This is a genomic window from Streptomyces sp. NPDC029169 (assembly GCF_055563935.1).
The window spans coordinates 291,706-309,205 of record NZ_JBVHXA010000002.1 but is presented as its reverse complement, the minus strand read 5'-3'; the positions used below and the strand labels follow the sequence as shown (position 1 = coordinate 309,205).

Annotated in this window: 16 protein-coding genes; 14 read left to right on the top strand and 2 right to left on the bottom strand. The window is 71.8% G+C overall.

Going from position 1 to position 17,500, the window contains the following annotated elements; genetic code table 11:
• Positions 1–92: 92 nt before the first annotated feature.
• From ACZ4VI_RS05185 to ACZ4VI_RS05145, 9 genes are all read left to right on the top strand, one after another.
• Positions 93–1,004, top strand: a complete 912-nt coding sequence (locus ACZ4VI_RS05185) for an EamA family transporter (RefSeq protein ID WP_467997266.1) — start codon at positions 93–95, stop codon at positions 1,002–1,004.
• A 188-nt stretch (positions 1,005–1,192) separates the two neighbouring features.
• Positions 1,193–1,648, top strand: coding sequence for a hypothetical protein (locus ACZ4VI_RS05180; protein WP_467996749.1), 456 nt, complete (start codon positions 1,193–1,195; stop codon positions 1,646–1,648).
• 152 nt (positions 1,649–1,800) lie between these two features.
• A complete protein-coding gene (locus ACZ4VI_RS05175) occupies positions 1,801–2,589 on the top strand; it encodes a TIGR03084 family metal-binding protein (RefSeq protein ID WP_467996747.1) in 789 nt (262 codons plus the stop codon).
• Complete coding sequence (locus ACZ4VI_RS05170; RefSeq protein WP_467996745.1) at positions 2,589–4,277, top strand: acyclic terpene utilization AtuA family protein; 1,689 nt, start codon at positions 2,589–2,591, stop codon at positions 4,275–4,277. Before ACZ4VI_RS05175 ends, ACZ4VI_RS05170 begins: the two co-directional genes overlap by 1 nt.
• Positions 4,274–5,872 carry an acyl-CoA carboxylase subunit beta gene (locus tag ACZ4VI_RS05165; protein ID WP_467996743.1) on the top strand — a complete coding sequence of 533 codons (1,599 nt, stop codon included), beginning with the start codon at positions 4,274–4,276 and terminating at the stop codon, positions 5,870–5,872. Before ACZ4VI_RS05170 ends, ACZ4VI_RS05165 begins: the two co-directional genes overlap by 4 nt.
• Before the next feature lie 9 nt (positions 5,873–5,881).
• On the top strand, positions 5,882–7,780 hold the full coding sequence (locus ACZ4VI_RS05160; protein WP_467996741.1) for an acetyl/propionyl/methylcrotonyl-CoA carboxylase subunit alpha: 1,899 nt from the start codon (positions 5,882–5,884) through the stop codon (positions 7,778–7,780).
• Positions 7,777–8,907, top strand: coding sequence for an acyl-CoA dehydrogenase family protein (locus ACZ4VI_RS05155; RefSeq protein WP_467996739.1), 1,131 nt, complete (start codon positions 7,777–7,779; stop codon positions 8,905–8,907). Before ACZ4VI_RS05160 ends, ACZ4VI_RS05155 begins: the two co-directional genes overlap by 4 nt.
• A gap of 57 nt (positions 8,908–8,964) precedes the next feature.
• Positions 8,965–9,318 (top strand): rodlin, encoded by a 354-nt coding sequence (locus ACZ4VI_RS05150; protein ID WP_467996737.1) that lies wholly within the window; start codon positions 8,965–8,967, stop codon positions 9,316–9,318.
• A 176-nt stretch (positions 9,319–9,494) separates the two neighbouring features.
• Positions 9,495–10,076, top strand: coding sequence for a flavodoxin family protein (locus tag ACZ4VI_RS05145; protein ID WP_467997265.1), 582 nt, complete (start codon positions 9,495–9,497; stop codon positions 10,074–10,076).
• 13 nt (positions 10,077–10,089) lie between these two features.
• Here ACZ4VI_RS05145 and ACZ4VI_RS05140 read toward each other — a convergent pair whose 3' ends face one another.
• Positions 10,090–10,446, bottom strand: a complete 357-nt coding sequence (locus tag ACZ4VI_RS05140; RefSeq protein ID WP_467996735.1) for a hypothetical protein — start codon at positions 10,444–10,446, stop codon at positions 10,090–10,092.
• A 632-nt stretch (positions 10,447–11,078) separates the two neighbouring features.
• Positions 11,079–12,266: a helix-turn-helix domain-containing protein gene (locus ACZ4VI_RS05135; protein WP_467996733.1), complete on the bottom strand. Its 1,188-nt coding sequence runs from the start codon at positions 12,264–12,266 to the stop codon at positions 11,079–11,081.
• Positions 12,267–12,672: 406 nt separating this feature from the next.
• On the opposite strand from ACZ4VI_RS05135, the gene ACZ4VI_RS05130 reads away from it, so the two are divergent.
• From ACZ4VI_RS05130 to ACZ4VI_RS05110, 5 genes are all read left to right on the top strand, one after another.
• Positions 12,673–12,873: a hypothetical protein gene (locus ACZ4VI_RS05130; RefSeq protein ID WP_467996731.1), complete on the top strand. Its 201-nt coding sequence runs from the start codon at positions 12,673–12,675 to the stop codon at positions 12,871–12,873.
• Positions 12,874–13,371: 498 nt separating this feature from the next.
• The gene (locus tag ACZ4VI_RS05125) at positions 13,372–14,949 is read left to right on the top strand and encodes a 4-coumarate--CoA ligase family protein (RefSeq protein WP_467996729.1); all 1,578 of its coding nucleotides are present in this window, start codon (positions 13,372–13,374) and stop codon (positions 14,947–14,949) included.
• Entirely contained in the window at positions 14,946–15,653 is a 708-nt protein-coding gene (locus tag ACZ4VI_RS05120) for an enoyl-CoA hydratase family protein (RefSeq protein WP_467996727.1), read from the top strand. The genes ACZ4VI_RS05125 and ACZ4VI_RS05120 overlap by 4 nt, the downstream gene beginning before the upstream one ends.
• Entirely contained in the window at positions 15,641–16,219 is a 579-nt protein-coding gene (locus tag ACZ4VI_RS05115; RefSeq protein ID WP_467996725.1) for a TetR/AcrR family transcriptional regulator, read from the top strand. The genes ACZ4VI_RS05120 and ACZ4VI_RS05115 overlap by 13 nt, the downstream gene beginning before the upstream one ends.
• Before the next feature lie 232 nt (positions 16,220–16,451).
• A complete protein-coding gene (locus ACZ4VI_RS05110) occupies positions 16,452–17,498 on the top strand; it encodes an isopenicillin N synthase family dioxygenase (RefSeq protein ID WP_467996724.1) in 1,047 nt (348 codons plus the stop codon).
• Positions 17,499–17,500 lie beyond the last annotated feature (2 nt).

The window sequence follows — 17,500 nt, the reverse complement described above, 5'->3', positions numbered from 1 at the left end:
CACTATCCTGGACTCGTAAGTCCAGTGTGATGAACCATGCACGGTTCGTGTGAGTGTGAGGGAGTGAGCCGGTGGACAGTCCGGTCAAGGACATCGCCGCCGTCGGCGCACCGGCCACCAGGGGTGCGGAGCCCGCCCGCGCCGCCCGCCTCGGGCCCGTCTCGCTCGTCCTCGCCGCCGGTCTCTCCGTGCAGTTCGGGTCCGCGATCGCCGTCCTGCTCATGCCCCGCGCCGGCGCGCTCGGCGTCGTCACGCTGCGGCTCGTGCTCGCCGCCGCCGTCCTGCTGATCGTCTGCCGCCCCAGAATCCGCGGCTACGGCCGCGCCGACTGGGGCACCGTCGTCGCCTTCGGCGCCGCGATGGCGGGCATGAACATCTTCATCTACCAGGCCGTCGACCGGATCCCGCTCGGCGCCGCCGTGACCCTGGAGGTCCTCGGCCCGCTCGCGCTCTCGGTGATCGCCTCCCGCCGCCTCATGAACCTCCTCTGGGCCGGGCTCGCCCTCGGCGGCGTCCTTCTGCTCAGCGGCGGCGGCTTCGACCGGCTCGACCCGCTCGGCGCCGGCTTCGCGCTCGCGGCGGGCGCGATGTGGGCGACGTACATCGTCTTCAGCGCCCGGACCGGCCGCCGCTTCCCGCAGGCGGACGGGCTCGCGCTCGCGATGGCGTTCGGGGCCGTACTGAGCCTGCCCTTCGGCATCCTCGAAGCGGGCGGCAAGCTCCTCGTCCCCTCGACGATCGGCATCGGCCTCGCCGTCGCGCTGATGTCCTCCGTCCTCCCCTACACCCTCGAACTCCTCGCCCTGCGCCGCCTCCCCGCCCCCACCTTCGCCATCCTGATGAGCCTCGAACCGGCCATCGCGGCGACCGCCGGCTTCCTCGTCCTGAGCCAGGCCCTGTCCCTCGTGGACGCGCTCGCCATCGCCCTGGTCATCGCGGCGAGCATGGGCGCGGTCCGTACGCAGGTGAAGCGCGCGGCCACCGCCGTGCCGCCACAGGCGTGAGCGGGCCCGCGCGGGCCTGAGTCGGCCTGAGTCGGCACAGGTCTGAGTCGGCCTGCGTCGGCCCCGGGTCGCCTGAGCCGGCCGACCGTGTACCGACGTGCGAGGCGGCACGTCCTCCGCCGCGCGGGGGAGGGCGTCCGCCCTCCCGGACGATGCCGGGCGCCCGGGGCCGCGCCGACACTCGTGGCATGACCCGATCATCGAAGACCCGCCGGATCGCCGCCCTCACCGCCTGCGGCGGCGCCCTCGCCTACACCGCGAGCAAGGTTGACCTCGCGCTCCGGGACGAGCTGGGCATGCCCGGGTTCCCCGCGTCGCCGGAGGCGTACGCCGGGGTCGGTGACGTGATGCTCGCCCAGTTGGGGAACGCGGGCCTCGGGCTCGCGATGGCCCTGGTCGCGCTCCTGCTCCTGCGGCCGCTCTCCCACCGGTTCGCCCGATGGGGCGCCGTCGGCGTCTCGTGGGCGGGCATCGCCATGATCGGCGCCGGAGTCGTCGGGTTCGGCGCGCGAGCGGCCGGGGTGGCCCCCTCGCTGGGGGCCCCGCCGCCCGAGACGGCCCCGGCATTCGCGGCACTGGCCGTCGGCGCTGTCTGGGTCGTCGGCTGGTCCGTCGCCACGGTCGGCGCGATGCGCCGAGCATGAGCGGGCGGGGGCGCCGCCCTCGAGCGCGCGCGCCCGCCCCGCAAACAGCCGGCCCTCGAAAAGTAAGCAAGCACGCTTGCTTGTTTCTCCCTCCACTGTCATGCTCCTCGGCACACGCCCGTGGTTCGCCCGTGGCCCGAGGGGAGCGCACCGTGTCCGATCCTGCCGTCGTCCTCGACGACCTGCGCAGCGAGAGCGAGGAAGTCGACCGGCTCGTACGGGAGTTGGACGACGGCAGATGGGCCGCTCCCACCCCCGCCGCCGGCTGGACCATCGCCCACCAGATCGCGCATCTCGCCTGGACCGACCGGGCCGCCCTGCTCGCCGTCACCGATCCCGAAGGCTTCGCCGCCGAGGCCGAGAAGGCCCTCGTCGCGCCCGGGACGTTCGTCGACGACGGCGCGGCGGAGGGCGCCGCGCTGCCGCCCGCCGAGCTGCTCGGCCGCTGGCGCCTCGGGCGCGAGCGGCTGTGGACCGCCCTGCGGGCCGCCCCGCCCGGCGCCCGTTTCCCCTGGTACGGGCCGCCCATGAGCGCCCTCTCGATGGGGACCGCCCGGCTCATGGAGACCTGGGCGCACGGCCAGGACGTCGCCGACGCCCTCGGAGTCGTACGCGAGCCCACCGCCCGGCTGCGGCACGTCGCCTGGATCGGCGTCCGCGCCCGCGACTACGCCTATCTCGTACGGGGGATCACCCCGCCCACCCAGCCCTTCCGGGTCGAGCTGACCGCCCCCGACGGTCAGAAGTGGGCGTACGGACACGAGGGCGCCGCCCAGCGGATCACCGGCCCGGCCCTCGACTTCTGCCTCCTCGTCACCCAGCGCGTCCACCGCGACGACACCGCCCTCGAAGCGACGGGCGCGGACGCGGCGCACTGGCTCACCATCGCCCAGGCCTTCGCCGGTCCGGCCGGGGCCGGTCGCGCGCCCAAGGGGGTCTAGTGGTCCTCCGTATCGGCAACGCCTCCGGGTTCTACGGCGACCGCTTCGACGCCGTTCGCGAGATGCTCACAGGCGGCGAACTCGACGTCCTCACCGGCGACTACCTCGCCGAACTGACCATGCTCATCCTCGGCCGCGACCTCCTGAAGGACCCGGACGCCGGTTACGCCAAGACGTTCCTGCGCCAGATGGAGGAAGGACTCGGCCTCGCCCACGAGCGCGGCGTCCGCATCGTCACCAACGCCGGCGGCCTCAACCCCGCCGGGCTCGCGGAGGCGCTCAGAGACCTGGCCCAAAGGCTCGGCATCCCCGCGCGGATCGCCCATGTCGAGGGTGACCGACTGCCCACCGCCGACGGGGTCCTCACCGCCAACGCCTACCTCGGCGGCGCCGGCATCGCCGCCTGCCTCGCCGCCGGCGCCGACGTCGTCGTCACCGGACGGGTCACCGACGCCGCCCTCGTCACCGGCCCGGCGCAGTGGCGTTTCGGCTGGGGGCCGGAGGAGTACGACAAGCTGGCCGGCGCGGTCGTCGCCGGGCACGTCCTGGAGTGCGGCACCCAGGCCACAGGCGGCAACTACGCCTTCTTCCGCGGCCATGACATCCGCCGCCCCGGCTTCCCCCTCGCCGAACTCCACGCCGACGGCAGCGCCGTCATCACCAAGCACCCCGGCACCGGCGGCGTCGTCGACCTCGGCACGGTCACCGCGCAGCTCCTGTACGAGACGTCCGGCGCCCGCTACGCAGGACCCGACGTGACCGCCCGGCTCGACACCGTACGGCTCACCCAGGACGGGCCCGACCGGGTGCGGATCGACGGCGTACGGGGCGAGGCCCCGCCGCCCACGCTCAAGGCCGGGCTCACCCGGATCGGCGGCCACCGCAACGAGGTCGTCTTCGTCCTCACCGGCCTCGACGTCGAGGCCAAGGCCCAGCTGGTGAGGGACCAGATCGAGGACGCCTTCGCCCGCACCAAGTCCTGTCCCAGCGAGGTCCGTTGGGAGCTCGCCCGGACCGACCGGAGCGACGCCGACACCGAGGAGACCGCCAGCGCGCTCCTCCGGCTCGTCGTCCGCGACCCCGCCCCCGAGCCCGTCGGCCGGGCCCTCAGCGGCGCCGCGATCGAAATCGCCCTCGCGAGCTACCCCGGCTTCCACGTCACCGCCCCGCCCGGCAGGGGCGCCCCCTACGGGGTCTTCGAGGCGGTCCACATCCCGGCCGCCGACGTCCCGCACACGGCCGTCCTCCCCGACGGGACCCGCGTCCCCGTCCCCGTACCGGCGCACACCCGCGTAATGGGGCCCGTCCCCGAACCCGCCCTCCCCGAACCGCCACCGGACGGGCCCACGCGCCGCGCGCCGCTCGGGCGCGTCGCCGGGGCCCGCTCTGGGGACAAGGGCGGCGACGCGAACATCGGCGTCTGGGTCCGTACGGACGAGGAATGGCGGTGGCTCGTCCATACCCTCACCGTGGAGCGGCTGAAGCAACTGCTGCCGGAGGCCGCCGACTTGGGCGTCGTACGGCACGTCCTGCCGAACCTGCGCGCGGTGAACTTCGTCGTCACCGGACTCCTCGGCGAAGGCGTCGCCTCCCAGGCCCGCTTCGACCCCCAGGCCAAGGCCCTCGGCGAGTGGCTCCGCGCCCGCGAACTCGACGTACCGGTGGACATTCTGGAGGAACTCCCGTGACCGTCCTCGCCTCCGCCCTCGACACGGGCGGACCCGAATACGCCGCGCACCGCGCCGCCATGCTGGAGCGGCTCGCCGCCCTCGACGCCGAGCACGCCAAGGCGCTCGCGGGCGGCGGCGAGAAGTACGTCCAACGGCACCGTGAGCGCGGCAAGTTGCTCGCCCGTGAGCGGATCGAGCTGCTCGTCGACCCCGACACGCCGTTCCTCGAGCTCTCCCCGCTCGCCGCCTGGGGCAGCGACTACCCGGTCGGCGCGTCGATCGTCACCGGCATCGGCGTGGTCGAGGGCGTCGAGTGCCTGATCACCGCCAACGACCCGACCGTCCGCGGCGGCGCCTCCAACCCGTGGACGCTGAAGAAGGCCCTGCGGGCGAACGAGATCGCGTACGCCAACCGGCTCCCGGTGATCTCCCTGGTCGAGTCCGGAGGGGCCGATCTGCCGTCCCAGAAGGAGATCTTCATCCCGGGCGGCGCGCTCTTCCGAGACCTCACCCGGCTGTCGGCGGCCGGGATCCCGACGATCGCCGTCGTCTTTGGCAACTCCACGGCGGGCGGTGCGTACGTCCCCGGCATGTCCGACCACACCGTGATGATCAAGGAGCGGTCGAAGGTCTTCCTCGGCGGGCCACCGCTCGTGAAGATGGCAACGGGGGAGGAGAGCGACGACGAGTCGCTCGGCGGCGCCGAGATGCACGCCCGTACCTCCGGGCTCGCCGACCACTACGCCGTGGACGAGGCCGACGCCCTGCGCCAGGCCCGGCGGATCGTCGCCCGCCTCAACCACCGCAAGGCGCACGCCGATCCGGGCCCGGCGGCAGGACCGAAGTACGACGAGGACGAGCTGCTCGGGATCGTGCCGGGGGACCTGAAGACTCCCTTCGACCCGCGCGAGGTGATCGCCCGGATCGTGGACGGCTCGGACTTCGACGAGTTCAAGCCGCTGTACGGGCCGAGCCTGGTGACCGGCTGGGCGGAGCTGCACGGCTATCCGGTCGGCATCCTCGCCAACGCGCAGGGCGTGCTGTTCAGCGCGGAGTCCCAAAAGGCGGCGCAGTTCATCCAGTTGGCGAACCAGCGCGACATCCCGCTGCTCTTCCTGCACAACACCACCGGCTACATGGTCGGCAAGGAGTACGAGCAGGGCGGCATCATCAAGCACGGCGCGATGATGATCAACGCGGTGTCGAACTCGCGCGTCCCGCATCTGAGCGTGCTGATGGGGGCGTCGTACGGCGCCGGGCACTACGGCATGTGCGGCCGGGCCTACGACCCGCGCTTCCTCTTCGCCTGGCCGAGCGCCAAGTCGGCCGTCATGGGCCCGCAGCAGCTCGCCGGCGTGCTGTCGATCGTGGCGCGCGCTTCGGCGGCGGCGAAGGGGCGGCCGTACGACGACGAGGCGGACGCGGGCCTTCGCGCGATGGTGGAGCAGCAGATCGAATCCGAATCCCTGCCGATGTTCCTGTCCGGGCGGCTGTACGACGACGGCGTCATCGACCCCCGCGACACCCGCACGGTCCTCGGGCTGTGCCTGTCCGCGATCCACACGGCACCGGTCGAGGGCGCGCGCGGCGGCTTCGGCGTCTTCAGGATGTGAGGGGTTCTCGTGATCACGACTGTGCTGGTCGCCAACCGGGGCGAGATCGCCTGCCGGGTGTTCCGTACGTGCCGTGAGCTGGGCATCGGGACGGTCGCCGTGTACTCGGACGCGGACGCCTCGGCCCTGCACGTACGGGAGGCGGACGCGGCGGTACGGCTGCCGGGGGCGGCGCCCTCGGAGACGTACCTGCGTGGGGACGCGGTGGTGCGCGCGGCGCTCGCGGCGGGCGCGGACGCGGTGCATCCGGGGTACGGCTTCCTGTCGGAGAACGCGGGTTTCGCGCGGGCGGTCCTCGATGCGGGGCTGGTGTGGATCGGGCCGTCGCCGGAGGCCATCGAGGCGATGGCGTCGAAGACGCGGGCGAAGGAGCTCCTGGGCATCGCGCCCCTGACCTCGGTGACCGAGGCCGACCTGCCGGTCCTCGTGAAGGCGGCGGCGGGAGGGGGCGGCCGTGGCATGCGGATCGTCCGTGAACTTGCGGAGCTTGAGGTGGAGTTGGCGGCTGCCTCGGCGGAGGCGGCGAGCGCGTTCGGGGACGGGGAGGTGTTCGTCGAGCCGTACGTGGAGAACGGGCGGCACGTGGAGGTCCAGATCCTGGCGGACGCGTACGGGACGGTGTGGGCGCTCGGCACGCGCGACTGCTCGCTCCAGCGCCGGCACCAGAAGGTGATCGAGGAGTGCCCGGCACCGGGGCTTTCGCCTGGCCTTGTCGACTCCCTGTACGCGACGTCCGTGGACGCGGCCAAGGCGGTCGGCTATGTGGGCGCGGGGACGGTGGAGTTCCTGGTCGCGGACGGGCGGGCGCACTTTCTGGAGATGAACACGAGGCTTCAGGTGGAGCATCCGGTGACGGAGGAGGTGTACGGGGTGGACCTGGTGGCGCTCCAGATCGCGGTCGCGGAGGGCCGGCCCTTGCCTTTGGAGCCGCCGGCCGCCCGCGGGCACGCGATCGAGGCCCGCCTGTACGCGGAGGACCCGTCGTCGGGGTGGACGCCGCAGGCGGGCGTGCTGCACGCGCTGGAGTTCACGGAGCGGACGCGCCCGCCAGGGCGCCGTTCCGTTGTGCCCACAACGGTGCGCGTGGACACCGGCTACTCGTCCGGGGACACCATCGGCGTGCACTACGACGCCATGCTCGCCAAGGTCGTCGTCCATGCGCCCACCCGGGCCGAGGCCGTCCGGAAGCTAGCGCATGTCCTCGAACAGGCCCAGGTCCACGGGCCCGTCACCAACCGCGACCTGCTCGTGGCATCCCTACGGCACCCCGACTTCCATGACACCGCCCGCCTCGACACCGGGTTCTACGAGCGGAACCTGGAGGCGCTCACGAAGGCGCCCGACGGCGGGGCGTACGCCGCCGTGGCCGCCGCGCTCGCGGACGCCGCCGGGCGGGAGAGCCGGTTCGGCGGCGGTTGGCGCAACCTGCCCTCGCAGGACCAGGTCAAGGCGTACGGCGACCACGAGGTCCGGTACCGCAGGAACCGCGCCGGGTACGCCGTCACCGCCCCCGAAGGCGTTCGCGTCGTGAGTGCCGCGCCCGACCTCGTACGGCTCGAAGTCGGCGGGGTCGTACGGGACTTCGAGGTCGCGCGGTACGGCGACACCGTGCACGTCGGCGCCCATCGCCTCACCCCACGCCCCCGTTTCCCCGACCCCCGTGAGCAGACCGCCCCCGGCTCCCTGCTCGCGCCCATGCCCGGCACCGTCGTCCGGGTCGCCGAGGGCCTCGCCGTCGGGGACGAGGTCGTCGCCGGGCAGCCGCTCCTCTGGCTGGAGGCCATGAAGATGGAGCACCGCGTCGTCGCCCCCGCCTCCGGCACGCTCACCGCGCTCCACGCCGCCCCCGGCCGCCAGGTCGAGGTCGGCGCCCTGCTCGCCGTCGTACAGGAGGAACCGTCCGCATGAGTGTCATCGAATCCGCCGAGCACACCGCCCTCCGCGCCGCCGTCTCCGCCCTCGGCCACCGCCATGGCCCCGGCTTCGACCGGGCCACGCTCTGGGCCGAGGCCGGCAAGCTCGGCTACCTCGGCGTGAACCTGCCCGAGGCGTACGGCGGCGGGGGCGGCGGTATCGCCGAACTCTCCATCGTCCTGGAGGAGGCCGGCGCGGCCGGCGCACCGCTCCTGATGATGATCGTCTCGCCCGCGATCTGCGGCACGGTCATCGCCCGCTTCGGCACCGACGCCCAGAAGAACCAGTGGCTCCCCGGCCTCGCCGACGGCACCCGCACCATGGCCTTCGGCATCACCGAGCCCGACGCCGGTTCCAACTCCCACCGCATTACCACCACCGCCACGAAGACCGAGGAGGGCTGGGTCCTCAACGGGCGCAAGGTCTTCGTCTCCGGCGTCGACATCGCCGACGCCACGCTCATCGTCGGCCGCACGTCCGACGCCCGCACCGGCAGCCTCAAGCCCTGCCTCTTCATCGTGCCCCGCGACGCCCCCGGCTTCGGCCGCCGCGCCATCGACATGGAACTCGCCGCCCAGGAGAAGCAGTTCGAGCTGACCCTAGACGACGTCCACCTCCCCGCCGAGGCGCTTGTCGGCGACGAGGACGCGGGCCTGCTCCAGCTCTTCGCCGGGCTCAACCCCGAGCGGATCATGACGGCCGCCTTCGCGATCGGCATGGGCCGCTACGCCCTCGCCCAGGCGGTGGCGTACGCGAAGGAGCGCCAGGTCTGGAAGTCCCCGATCGGCGCCCACCAGGCCATCGCCCACCCCCTCGCCCAGGCCCACATAGAGCTGGAGCTGGCCCGCCTGATGATGCAGAAGGCCGCCGCCCTGTACGACGCCGGGGACGACATCGGCGCGGGCGAGGCCGCCAACATGGCCAAGTACGCCGCCGGCGAGGCCTGTGTGAAGGCCGTCGACCAGTCCGTCCACACCCTCGGCGGCAACGGCCTCACCCGCGAGTTCGGCCTCGCCCGGCTGATCACAGCCTCCCGCGTGGCCCGGATCGCGCCCGTCAGCCGGGAGATGATCCTGAACTACGTGTCGCACCAGACCCTGGGACTGCCCAAGTCGTACTGAACCTTCGCAGCGCGCCCGTCGTGACCGAGGCCCTGGTAGGGCGTTGAAGAGATCATGATGAAGAAGATGACCGTCGCAACCGTGCTCGCAGTGGGCTTCCTGGGCATCGCTCCTCAGGCGATGGCCGTCGGCGAGCACGGCGGCACGACGAATCTCAGTGCCAACAGTGCCGAGCAGACCATCGGGAACGTGAAGACCGACAGCGACACCAGCGCCCCGACGCCCCTGGCCCAGGGCGCGCCGAACAAGCCCTGCATCGGTCTTCCGGTCAAGGCCAACGTCGGTTCCCTCGTCGGCCTCCTGAACATCGCCGTCCAGGACATCCCGATCCTGTCAGCTCCGCAGATCCAGCAGTGCACCGAGAACTCCAAGATTCCCGTCCTGTCCAGCAACGGTGTGAACAACCACTGACCCCGAATACACCTCGAAGCCCCGCTCTCCGATCGCGCTGGAGGACGGGGCTTCGCGCTGTCGTGTCCGAGGTTGGCGTCGCCCGCGCTTGGGCAGAGCGGTGATGGAACGGAATAGGGTCCTCGGTCGCCGAGGTTGCAGCCGTGGACAGTGTCCCCGTCGACTGGAGCCTCATCGTGACCCGCTCGTTCCTCTTCCTTCTCGGCAGCGCGCGTGCGGGCGGCAACACCGAGATGCTGGCCCGGCTGGCAGCCGAGCAACTGCCCGCCGCCACCGAGCAGCGCTGGCTGGACCTGACCGAACACCGACTGGCGGACTTCGTCGACGGCCGCCACGACGAGGCCAACCGGCCCCACCACGAGGCCGAGGAGTTCCTTCGGCAGGCGACGCTCGCCGCCACCGACATCGTCATCGCCTCACCGCTGTACTGGTACTCGGTCTCCTCCTCCACCAAGCGCTACCTCGACTACTGGTCGAGGTGGCTGCGCACCCCCGACCCGGACTTCAAGGCGCAGATGGCCGACCGGACCCTCTGGGGCGTGACCGCCCTGGCCCACCGTGAGGAGGAGGTGGCCGCCCCGTTGGTGATGACGCTGAACCACTCGGCGGCCTACATGGGCATGCGCTTCGGGGGCGTCCTGCTCGGGAACGGCTCCCGCCCGGGTCAGGTCCTCGACGACGAACAGGCGGTCATCCGCGCGAAGACCTTCTTCGCCCAAGACGCCCCGCTCGCCCGCTTCCCCTATCAGGAGGGTTGACCACCCCCAGGCCTTACGACCTGGGGGCACGAGCGGTCAAGCGCCCCTCGCTCCCCAGGTCGTAAGGCGTTTCCTCGTGGCCCGCGACCGCGGATGTGGGTTCCTCCTGGAGGAAGGTCGCCTGGTTGGTGCCTTCGATGACGCCGCCGCGCCGCCAGGCTTCCTCCAGTTCGGGCGAAGGGAAGTGTTTCCTCACCTGTTCGATGTCGTCGAAGCGGAACAGAACGACGGCCTCGGCCGGGTCGGCCATGTTCCGGGTGACGGCGACGGTTTCGAGACCGAGCGCGCCGCGCTGGTCGGCGAGGGAGTCGAACGCCTCCCGCCACCGGGCGTAGTCGGCGAACTTCTGACGGATCAGCAGGTAGGCCATGCAGGCAGGGTAGGCAGTGGTGGGATTTCCCGGTAGCCCGCGTTCACCGACTCCCAGCAGGCCCTGGACCGCCTGCGGCCCGCGTCCTGACGCCAGGCCGATCCGCGGTCAGTGGGGGATCGCGCGGATGATCTCCAGTGCTCCGTCCTGATCAAGGTGGCCGCCACCGACGTCCCGAGAGCCTGCGCCTGGCGGCCTCATTCATGGGCGTCCACGACGTCCTTCCCGTCCGGAGAGAACACCCGCCCCCGCAGATCGAGCCGCCCGCCCGGTTCGGTCCGGGCGAAGGCCGCGATGGGGGAGTTTCAGTGCCCCTGGAGACAGTGCAGCAGCGTGCGCACCGCCTCGGTCTCCCGGTGGGTGTCCGGATGCCCGAGCGGTGCCAGGACGTCGCGCACGGCCGTGTCGTCCTCTCGGCCAGGTCAGCTGGGGGTTGAGATCGTCTCCGACGTAGAGAGCACCTGGTCGCAGCAGGCGCACCAGGCGGTCGAGACCGGTGACGTTCCCGGGCCGGCAGTCCACACGGTCTTCCGACAGTGGTTCTTAAGGGCAGCGATACGCGCCACTGGCTTGACCTGCGAGAACGTGGCGGCCGGCCCCGCCAGGGGGTGCGGGGCGTCGTCCGTCACGGGTCAGAGAGGCATCCCCGACATCTGCGACAGCCGCAGCAACTCCGGGTTGCTCCTCCGGTGCAAGGAAGCCAGCACCCGGAACACCTCCCTGGCCGTGGGGTGGATCCGCGCCATCTGCGGAGCAGCCTCCCACGCCTCGGACAGGCTCTCCAGGGCCGCGTCCCGATTCCCCAGCTCAAGGTGTGCACGGGCTACGTTCAGCTTCGACGGCGCGATCCGGGTGGCCGGTAGACCGTCGAGGACCGCGTCGAGGTTCGCCGCCACCTCCAGGGCCTCACGGGGCCGACCGAGGTCGAGCCGGGTGGCGAGCACGTGCGTGGTCGTGTTCTGCGGACCGAAGATCATGCTGTGCCGGTTCCAGTCCTCGGAGCTGAACCACTCGGTCGACCGCGCCGCAGAAGCGATGTGCCGTTCGGCCTCCCGTTTCCCCTCTGCCTTGTCGGCCAGGCGCCCGGCCAGCGTCATGCCGCGCAGGTTCAGCACGCCGAGAGCGAAGGCGCGTTCTTGCCCCGAGAGCGACGCCTCAGCTTTGGCGATCGCCCTGTCGACGACCGTGAGCCCGCCCTCGAAATCACCGCCATTCAGATAGGCGCCGGCACGGTCCCGTGCGGCGATCGCCTCACCGAGTGGGTTGGGCTGCTGCTCGACGGCCCACCGCTGCCGGGTGACGGCCAGCTCCGCCATGTCCATCCACCTGTGTCGGGCGGCGAGCCAGTAGACGGAGCTGTAGACCTCGGACAGGGTCATCCACGCCTCGGCCGTGTTCTCCGTGTGGGCGAGCGTCGTAGCCTCCCTCAGCAGCCCCGGCAACTGAGCGAGGACCTGTTGGACCCGGGCCGCGTCGCGATGCTCGCGAACGGCCCCTACAGCCGCCAGAACGGCCGTCTCCTCAACCCGCTGCCGTCCGGGTAGGTCGTAGTCCCGGATCGCGGACCGCAGGGCCGTGATCCGCTCCTCGTCGTCCTGCGCAACCTTGGCCGTGCCCTGCACCTCCGCCATGGTCAGGTTGAGTGCCTTGCCGATCGTCGCGGCGACAGCGGGGGAGAGCGTCCGGTCCCCCACCTCGATTTTCGACAGCAGCGACACGGACACGGAGGCCATGCGGGCGAGCTGGGCCTGAGACAGGCCGCGTTCCTTGCGGAGCGCCGCGAGGTTTGCGCCTGGCGCAAGTTCGCTGGTCGTGCTCATGCGATCAGTCCTACCCCATCGGGACCGTTTCACGTCCCATGCTCACAGGCTCCGTGCACACGCGTACATGTTTTGTGCAAGACGTGTGCAAGTTCGCGTGTGCAGAGAGTTGTTGACTGGTCACATCACCCCGAAGGAAGCCCGTCAGGAAGCGAGCAACGATGCGCAGGCCAACGACCGCGCCGCCGATCCGCCCCGCCACCGAGACCGAAGCCGCCGCGGTGTTCCGCGGCGGTACAAGCCGTTCGTGGGGAATCCCGCCTCCTGCATCGCGTCCCGGAGGCGGGCCGGGTGGCGACACGCACCTGTTCGGCCTCGGTGTCGTACCTCTGAGCGCCGCCAAGCGACTGACCGCTGCCCTGCACGCGGCCCGGGAGTCCCGGTGAGGTACCGGAAGGGCGACGTCGTGACCGATGCGACCAGGGCTCTCACGGGCCAGGTCCGGAACGTGCACGGGAACGTGCTGACCCTGGTCCGTCCCAGCGGCTACGAGTGGGAAGCGGCGGTTGAGCAGTGCTGGATGGCGAGCCCCGAGGAGCGCGAGAGCCTGACCCCGCGCGGAGCCGTACGGATCATCAGCACCTTGCCCGCGCGGCCCTCTTCCTGATCGCGGTGGCCGTGGGCGCGCTCTGCGTTGCCCTGTGGCTCCGTACCCATAGACCGGCCCCCTGGTGGGGTCGAGTACAGCACCATCACCCTCACGAAGTCGTGGGCATCTGCTGACTACGAACGGGACGCCCAGGAGTTCGAGGTGGTGCAGTCCGGTCCGCGGAAGTTGTGGGACGAGACAGAGGCGGCGCACCTGTGGTGGGTGGAACAGGGGCGGCCAGGGTTTGAGCGGTTCGGTCTGACTGTGGAACCAGGGGCTCAGACTGCGTGGCTGGACGAGAGGAGTAATCCGGTCTCCAGTGTCGACACGTCGCACTGAGGTCACCCGAACACACGCCGAGCGCGGCCCGCCCCCCATTCGGCGGCGGGCCGTAGCCCTTTCCAAGAACCATGCATGCGTGCTTGATTGTTTTCCAGGGTGCTGACAGGGTCTCCCCAAGTCGCACCGGTACCCGCGATCCTGGCGCTCACCTTTCACCTCTCCAGGGGGCCACGCATGGTGTTCCACAGCGAGTACGAGCCCGTCCCGACCGTCTCCCTCCCCATCCACGAGGCCGTTCTCGGCCGGGCCGCCGAGTTCGGGGACGCCCCGGCGCTGGTCGACGGGGCCGGCGAGCTGACACTCACGTACGCCCAGGTCGACGCGTTCCACCGGCGGGTTGCCGCCGGGCTCGCCGAGGCGGGGGTGCGGAAGGGGGACGTGCTCGCCCTGCACAGCCCCAACACCGTCCTGTTCCCGATCGCGTTCTACGCCGCCACCCGCGCCGGCGCCTCCGTCACCACCGTCCACCCGCTGTCCACGCCCGAGGAGTTCGCCAAGCAGCTCCGCGACTCCGCCGCGCGCTGGATCGTCACCGTCTCGCCGCTGCTCCCGGCGGCCCGGGCGGCGGCCCAACTCGCAGGCGGCATCGAGGAGATATTCCTCTGCGACCAGACCCCCGAGGGGGAGGACTGCCGTTCCCTCCAGTCCTTCCTGGCCTCCACCGCCCCCGAGCCGGACGTCACCTTCGACCCCGACGAGGACGTCGCCGCCCTCCCGTACTCCTCCGGCACCACCGGAGTACCCAAGGGCGTGATGCTCACCCACACCTCGATCGCCACCAACCTCGACCAGCTGTACCCGCTGATGCCCATGGGCCCGGGTGACCGAATTCTCGCAGTGCTCCCGTTTTTTCACATATACGGCCTCACTGCGCTGATGAACGCGCCGCTGCGGAACGGCGCCACCGTCGTCGTCCTGCCCCGCTTCGAGCTCGACACCTTCCTCGGCGCCATCCAGAAACACCGCATCAACGGCCTGTACGTCGCCCCGCCGATCGTCCTCGCGCTCGCCAAGCACCCGATGGTCGCCGACTACGACCTGTCCTCCCTGGAGTACATCGTCAGCGCCGCCGCCCCGCTCGACGCCGCCCTCGCCGAGGCGTGCTCGGCCCGGCTCAAGCTGCCGCCCGTCCGGCAGGCGTACGGCATGACGGAGCTGTCCCCCGGCACGCACGTCGTCCCCCTCGACGCCGTGAACCCTCCCCCCGGCGCCGTCGGCCGGCTCCTGCCGTCCACCGAGATGCGGATCCTCTCCCTCGACGACCCGTCGAAGGACGCCGAGCCCGGCCAGGAGGGTGAGGTCGCCATCCGGGGCCCGCAGGTCATGAAGGGGTACCTCGGCCGGCCCGACGCCACCGCCGCGATGATCGACGCCGACGGCTGGGTCCACACCGGTGACATCGGCCGCGTCGACGAGGACGGCTGGCTGTTCGTCGTCGACCGGGTCAAGGAACTCATCAAGTACAAGGGCTTCCAGGTCGCCCCCGCCGAACTCGAAGCGCTGCTGCTCACCCACGAGGGCATCGCCGACGCGGCCGTCATCGGCGTGACGGACGAGGACGGCGCCGAGATCCCCAAGGCGTACGTCGTCCGGCAGCCGAGTGCGGCGGACCTGACGGCCGAGGACGTGATGGCGTATGCGGCTGACCGAGTCTCTCCATACAAGAAGATCCGGCGGGTGGAGTTCATCGACGGTGTGCCGCGGGCAGCGTCGGGGAAGATTCTGCGCCGAGAGTTGAGGGATCGCGAATGAAGCTGGACCGTGGCATCGCCACGCTGACGCTGGACTCCCCGGAGAACCGCAACGCCCTCTCGGCGGCACTGGTCGCCGAGCTGGCGGAGGCGCTCACGGAGTGCGGGCAGGACCCGGCGGTACGGGCGGTGGTCCTCACGCACACCGGCTCGACGTTCAGCGCGGGCGCCGACCTGAAGGCGCCGCCGAGCCCGTACGCCTTCGTGGACCTGCTCCGGCGGATCGTGGAGCTGCCGAAGCCGGTCGTGGGCGTGGTGCGTGGCCATGTACGGGCGGGCGGGCTCGGGCTGCTCGGGGCGTGCGACATCGTGGTGGCCTCGGAGACGTCGGACTTCGCGCTGACGGAGGTACGGATCGGGGTCGCGCCCGCCGTCATCTCGCTGACGCTGCTGCCGAAGCTGGAGCCACGGGCGGCGGCGCGGTACTACGTGACGGGCGAGCGTTTCGGGACGGCGGACGCGCTCGCGATGGGCCTCGTCACGGCGCCGGACGAGGACCTGGACGCGATCCTGGACGGGCTGCGCAAGGGGTCCCCACAGGGGCTGGCCGAGTCGAAGCGCCTGGTCACGGCTAGAGTCCTGGAGACCTTCGAGCGCGACGCGGAGGACCTGGTCCAGAGGTCGGCCTCGCTCTTCGCCTCCGCGGAGGCGCGCGAAGGGATGACGGCCTTCCTCGAACGACGGGACCCTGAATGGCGGCTCTGAACGGCCCGAAGCAGGACAGGAGCCGCGCCACCCGGCAGCGGCTCCTGGAGGCGGCGGTGTCCTGCCTGGCCGAACACGGCTGGGCGGGCTCCACCGTCTCCGTGGTGGCCGAGCGCGCCGGGGTCTCGCGGGGCGCCGCGCAGCACCACTTCCCCACCCGGGAGGACCTGTTCACGGCGGCAGTCGAGTACGTCGCCGAGGAACGCTCCCAGGCCCTGCGCGCCCTCCCGGCCCGCGACCGCCGCGAGGCCGTCGCGGCGCTCGTGGACCTCTACACCGGCCCCCTCTTCCGGGCCGCACTCCACCTCTGGGTGGCCGCCGCCCACGAGCCCCAGCTCCACGCCCGCGTCACGGAACTGGAGGCCCGCGTCGGCCGCGAGTCCCACCGCATGGCGGTGTCCCTCCTCGCGGCGGACGAGTCCGTTCCCGGGGTACGGGAGACGGTCCAGGGCTTCCTGGACATGGCCCGCGGCCTGGGCCTGGCGACCCTGCTGACGGACGACAGCGCACGCCGAAAGCGCGTGGTGGCCCAGTGGGCCCGCCTCCTGGACGAGGCCCTCGGCTGAGCGGGCTCCCCACGCGGGCCCCGTGGTGAGCCGCGCCACATACGTCACAGGCGCTCCGCAGTACGCTGGTCGCATGCTTTCGCTCGTACGCCGTCGCCACGTGGACTTCCTCCGCGTCGCGAGCATGGGCTGTCCGCGTCACCCCTGACCCGGACGCCCACCCCACCCCCGAGGCCGCACGCGGAGACCCCGCAGGCCAGGGGTCCGTACGAACACCCCGCGGACGCACACCATGACGTACTCCTCGTACAGCTCCCAGCTCCCCATCGTCGACCTCTCCGCCGCCGACCGCGGCCCCCAGGCCCGGCGCCTCCTCCACGCCCAGCTGCACTCCGCCGCCCACGACGTCGGCTTCTTCCAGCTCATCGGGCACGGCGTCACCGCAGCCGAGACGACCGCCCTCACCGCCGCCATGAAGGCGTTCTTCGCCCTCCCCGAGGCCGACCGGCACGCCCTGGACACCACGAACTCGCCGCACTTCCGCGGCTACACCCGCATCGGCGACGAGCGCACCGGCGGCTCCCGCGACTGGCGCGACCAGCTCGACATCGGCGCCGAGCGCCCCGCGCGCGTCCCCGGCCCCGGCGAGGCCCCGTACTGGTGGCTCCAGGGCCCCAACCAGTGGCCCGCCGCCCTCCCCGAGCTGCGCCTCGCCGCGCTCAACTGGATCGAGCGCCTCAGCGGCGTCGCCCAGCGGCTGCTGCACGAGCTGCTCGTCTCCATCGGCGCGCCCGCGGACTTCTACGACGACATCTTCGGGGCCAAGGCCCACCCGCACCTCAAGCTGGTGCGCTACCCGGGCAGCGCCGGCGACGGCGCCGACCAGGGCGTCGGCGCCCACAAGGACTACGGCTTCCTGACCCTGCTCCTCCAGGACCACGTCGGCGGCCTCCAGGTGGAGCGCGAGGACGGCGCCTTCCACGACGTACCGCCGCTGCCGGGCGCGTTCGTCGTCAACCTCGGCGAACTCCTCGAAGTGGCGACGAACGGCTATCTGCTCGCCACCAACCACCGGGTGGTCTCCCCGCCCGGGGCGACGGAGCGCACGTCCGTCCCGTTCTTCTACAACCCGCGGCTCGACGCCCGGGTCGCCCCGCTGCCCTTCCCGTACGCCTCCACGGCGCCCGGCGTGACGACCGACCCGGCGAACCCGCTGTTCGCCGAGTACGGCCGCAACGAACTGAAGGGCAAGCTGCGCGCCCACCCGCTGGCCGCGGCCCGCCACCATGCGGACCTGCTGCTCGCGGAGGAGCGGCAGCTCAGCACAGCTGCCGGCTAGAG